Raw genomic sequence first — 4540 nt, forward strand, 5'->3', positions numbered from 1 at the left:
ATTGTCATGACGCTCGATTGGAAGGCGCCGCCATTCCCGCCGGCCAGGGTTCTGGAAGGGCAATATTGTCGGCTCGAGCCGCTCGATGTCGGCAGGCATCTCGACGATATCTGGGCCGCCAATGCCGGCCATGACAGCGTCTGGGACTGGCTGCCGGCCGCTCCGCCGAAGAGCAGGGACGAGTACGGCGCTCTGCTGGATTCGATGGTGGCGAAGGCGGGCATCGTCCCGCTCGCGGTGATCGACAAGGCCGACGGCAAGGCGAAGGGCCATCTCTGGATCATGGAGATCCGGCCCGAGCATGGTGTCTTCGAGGTCGGCTGGATCACCTATTCGCCTGCGCTGCAGCGGACCCGGACCGCGACCGAGGCGATCTATCTCGTCGGCGATTACGGTTTCTCGCTCGGCTATCGCCGCTACGAGTGGAAATGCAACGACCGCAACGAGCCGTCCAAGCGCGCGGCCCTGCGTTTCGGCTTCCAGTATGAAGGCCTGTTCCGGCAGCACATGGTGGTGAAGGGCGAGAACCGCGACACCGCCTGGTTCTCGATCCTCGACAGCGAATGGCCGGTGCGCGCCCAGGCCTTCCGCCGCTGGCTTGCGCCTGACAATTTCGATGCCCAGGGCGATCAGAAGCGTTCGCTCGGTGCTTTCAACCAGATCGCCGCGCAGGCCGGCGCCGCCACGCTGCGACGCGCCGGCTATGCTGACATCCCGGCGATCCTGGCCCTGAAGAACGCCGCCTATACGCCGAACGAGAGCATCATCGGCGTGCCCTCGCTCCCGCGCATCGCCGATTATCGGCAGGTCGTCTCGGAACATGAGGTCTGGCTCGTGGACGGCGCGCACGGCCTCGAGGCCGCGATCGTGCTCGAAATCGAGCCGGAGGATTTCACGGTCTGGAGCGTCGCCGTCGCGCCCGAAGCGGGCGGCCGCAAGCTCGGCGCCACGCTGATGGCATTCGCCGACGAGCGGGCGAGGGCGCTCGGCTACGGTTCCGTGCATCTCTACACCCATGCCAGGCTGACCCAGCGCATCGGCTGGTACGAGCGGCTCGGTTTCACCATCACGCATCATGAGGACATGGCCGACCGGCGGCTGACCCATATGCGCAAGACCTTTGCAAAAGCCGGCTAAAAAGGATTCGAGCATGGCAGGACGTTTGAAGGGCAAGGTTGCGGTCGTCACCGCCGCGGGGCAGGGGATCGGCCGGGCCATCGCCGAGGCTTTCGTGGCCGAGGGCGCCATCGTCTGGGCGACCGACAAGGATGTCACCCTGCTGGAAGGCATTCCGAAGGCCAAGAAGCGCAAGCTCGACGTGCTCTCGACCAAGGCGGTCAACGCCTTCGCCGAAAAGGCCGGCCCGATCGACGTGCTCGTGAACGCCGCTGGCTTCGTCCATCACGGCACCGTGTTGAACACCGATGACAAGGCCTGGGACTTTTCCTTCGACCTCAACGTCAAGGCGATGCACCGCACGATCCAGGCGTTTATTCCGGGCATGCTGGAGAAACACAGGGGCTCGATCATCAACATCGCCTCGGGCGCCGGCTCGGTGCGCGGCATCCCGAACCGCTACGCCTATGGCGCGACCAAGGCGGCGGTGATCGGCCTGACCAAGGCCGTCGCGGCGGACTTCATCAAGCAGGGCATCCGCTCCAATGCGATCTGCCCGGGCACGATCCAGTCGCCTTCGCTCGACCAGCGCATCAAGGATCTCGCCGCGTCGACCGGCGTCAGCGAAGCCGCGGCCCGGCAGGCCTTCATCGATCGTCAGCCGATGGCCCGCCTCGGCACGGCCGAGGAGATCGCCTGGCTCGCAGTTTACCTCGCTGCCGACGAGTCCAGCTACACCACCGGCCAGATTCACCTGGCGGATGGCGGTTTCGCGCTCTGAGCGCGGCCGAGGATGGCGGGCGGTTCTCCGTCCGCCATCGATCGAAAGGTCGCGCCAAAAGCGGCCGGCATCAGAATGGATAGGGAGAGCCCATGCATGTCCTGATCACGGGAGCGGCCGGCATGGTCGGCCGCAAGCTGGCCGAACGCCTGGCGCGCGAAGGAAACTGTGCCGGACAGGCGATCGGCAAGCTCACGCTTTCTGATGTGGTTCCCGCTTCACTGCCGCCAGAGCTCGAGAGCCGGGCGGCGATCCGCGTCGAGGATTCCGGCGATGCGACGGTCGCGAAGCAACTCGCGGCTCTGCGTCCGGACCTGATCTTCCACCTCGCCGCGATCATCTCGGGTGAGGCCGAGCGCGATTTCGACAAGGGCTATCGCGTCAATCTCGACGGCATGCGCAACCTGCTGGAGGCGATCCGGCACGAGGGCGGTGCGAGCTATGTCCCGAAACTCGTCTTCACCAGTTCGAGCGGCATCTTCGGCGCTCCGTTCCCGCCGGTCATCTCCGACGAATTCCACGTCACGCCGCTGACGAGCTACGGCACGCAGAAGGCGATCGGCGAGTTGCTGCTGGCCGATTACTCGCGGCGTGGCTTCGTCGATGGCGTCGGCATCCGCTTCCCCTCGATCGTGGTGCGGCCGGGGAAGCCCAACGCCTCCGCCGGCGGCTTCTTCTCCGGCATCATCCGCGAGCCGCTGCAGGGGCAGGAGGCGTTGCTTCCCGTCGGCGACGACGTGCTCTTCACCCATGCGAGCCCGCGCTCGGCCGTGGGTTTTCTGATCCATGCGGCCGGCCTCTCGCGCGAGGCGCTCGGCCCGCGCGTCAACCTGACGATGCCGGGTGTCTGCGTCACCGTCGGCGAGCAGATCGAGGCACTCAGGCGCATCGCCGGTGACAAGGCCGTGAAGCTGATCCGGCGCGCGCCCGACCCGGCCTCCTCGGCCATCGTCGCGGGCTGGCCGACACGGTTCGACGCCGCGCGTGCGCTGGCTCTGGGCTTCGAGGCCGAGCGTGACTTCGACGAGATCATCCGCGTTCATATCGAGGACGATCTCGGCGGCCACCTCCCGAACTGACGACGCTAACCATCACACCCAACTTCAGGACAGATCCGATGCATATTCTCGTTCTCGGCGGTGCCGGCATGGTCGGACGCAAGTTCATCGAGCGGCTGGCGCGCGACGGCGCGCTCGGCGGCAAGCCGGTGACGCGCGTAACGGCGCAGGATGTCGTCGTCGCCTCGCCCCCGCCGGCTGCCCCCTTTGATTTCGAGGCGGTGATCTCCGATCTCTCGATCGAGGGCGAGGCGGAGAAGCTGATCGCGACGCGCCCCGAGCTGATCGTCCATCTCGCAGCCATCGTGTCGGGTGAGGCCGAGGCCGATTTCGACAAGGGCTACCGCATCAACCTCGACGGAACGCGCTATCTCTTCGAGGCGATCCGCAAGGTCGGCGGCGGCTACAAGCCCCGCATCGTCTTCACCTCCTCGATTGCGGTGTTCGGCGCGCCCTTCCACGACAAGATCGAGGACGAGTTCTTCACCACGCCGCTGACGAGCTATGGCACGCAGAAGGCGATCGGCGAACTCCTGCTCTGCGATTATTCGCGGCGCGGCTTCTTCGACGGTGTCGGCATCCGCCTGCCCACGATCTGCGTGCGCCCCGGCAAGCCCAACAAGGCGGCCTCGGGTTTCTTCTCGAACATCATCCGCGAGCCGCTGAACGGCGAGGAGGCGGTGCTGCCGGTCTCCGATCAGGTGCGCCACTGGCACGCCTCGCCGCGCTCGGCCGTCGGCTTCCTCATCCATGCCGCGACGATGGACACGGCTGCGATCGGCCCGCGCCGCGTACTGACCATGCCGGGCTATTCCTGCACCGTCGCCGAGCAGATCGAGGCGCTCCGCAAGGTCGCCGGCGATAATGTCGTCGCCCGGATCAAGCGCGTGCCCGACCCGGTGATCGACGGCATCGTCGCCGGCTGGCCGCGCAACTTCGATCCGCAGCGCGCGCTCGCGCTCGGCTTCAAGGCAGAGTCGAGCTTCGAGGAGATCATCCGCGTCCATATCGAGGACGAGCTGCACGGCACCTTCGTGAAGTAAGGGACAAAGAGAGGGCGGCCTGGAAAGGCCGCCCTCTCTCGTATCGCGCGGCCGGCCTGAAGCCGAGCCGTCAGAGGCTGGCCTGATCGGGAACTCCGGTCTGCACCACGGCAGGGCGAGCTTCCGCGGTCTGCACCTGGTTCCGGCCGGCGCCCTTGGCCTGATAGAGATATTGATCGGCCACACGCAGCATGTCCCTGAACTGCTCGCGCGCGATATCCGCTTCGTGCACGCCAAAGCTCGCGGTGACGCTCCGGCCGCGGAGCGAGTCGATGCGCAGCGCGGCGATGCCTTCCCGCAGCCGCTCGGCGATGGCCAGAGCCTCCCTGAGGCCCGTCGCGGGCAGGAAGGCGCAGAATTCCTCGCCACCGAGCCGCGCGACGAGGTCGTAAGGCCGAAGCACGCGCTTGGCGGTTTCGGCGACGGCGACCAGCACTTCGTCACCGGCGTCGTGGCCGAAATCGTCGTTGATGCGCTTGAAGTGGTCGAGATCGAAGACGACGACGGAGAGCGCCCGCTGCTCGCGCCGCGCACGCGCGACC

Annotated in this window: 5 protein-coding genes; 4 read left to right on the forward strand and 1 reads right to left on the reverse strand. The window is 66.7% G+C overall.

Annotation, left to right across the window (positions count from 1 at the left end; all coding sequences use genetic code 11):
• The 4 genes from ACIPIA_RS10670 to denD (ACIPIA_RS10685) all read left to right on the forward strand — a co-directional run.
• Window positions 1–1137 (forward strand): GNAT family N-acetyltransferase (locus tag ACIPIA_RS10670; protein ID WP_400509294.1); only part of this gene is annotated, 1137 nt, incomplete at its 5' end.
• Between the two features lie 13 nt (window positions 1138–1150).
• Complete coding sequence (locus ACIPIA_RS10675; RefSeq protein ID WP_400509296.1) at window positions 1151–1897, forward strand: SDR family oxidoreductase; 747 nt, start codon at window positions 1151–1153, stop codon at window positions 1895–1897.
• 92 nt (window positions 1898–1989) lie between these two features.
• Complete coding sequence (denD, locus tag ACIPIA_RS10680) at window positions 1990–2976, forward strand: D-erythronate dehydrogenase (RefSeq protein WP_400509298.1); 987 nt, start codon at window positions 1990–1992, stop codon at window positions 2974–2976.
• Between the two features lie 38 nt (window positions 2977–3014).
• Window positions 3015–3998 carry a D-erythronate dehydrogenase gene (gene denD, locus ACIPIA_RS10685; protein WP_400509300.1) on the forward strand — a complete coding sequence of 328 codons (984 nt, stop codon included), beginning with the start codon at window positions 3015–3017 and terminating at the stop codon, window positions 3996–3998.
• Window positions 3999–4068: 70 nt separating this feature from the next.
• On the opposite strand, the gene ACIPIA_RS10690 is transcribed toward denD (ACIPIA_RS10685), so the two are convergent.
• Window positions 4069–4540 (reverse strand): GGDEF domain-containing protein (locus ACIPIA_RS10690; RefSeq protein WP_400509301.1); only part of this gene is annotated, 472 nt, incomplete at its 5' end.

This window comes from Allobosea sp. CER48, assembly GCF_044752385.1.
Taxonomy (GTDB): domain Bacteria; phylum Pseudomonadota; class Alphaproteobacteria; order Rhizobiales; family Beijerinckiaceae; genus Allobosea.

Bases quoted from the DNA above. Each gene is read 5' to 3' on its own strand.
- ACIPIA_RS10675 (WP_400509296.1), top strand. From the start codon at position 1,151: ATGGCAGGACGTTTGAAGGGCAAGGTTGCGGTCGTCACCGCCGCGGGG.
- denD (WP_400509298.1), top strand. From the start codon at position 1,990: ATGCATGTCCTGATCACGGGAGCGGCCGGCATGGTCGGCCGCAAGCTG.
- denD (WP_400509300.1), top strand. From the start codon at position 3,015: ATGCATATTCTCGTTCTCGGCGGTGCCGGCATGGTCGGACGCAAGTTC.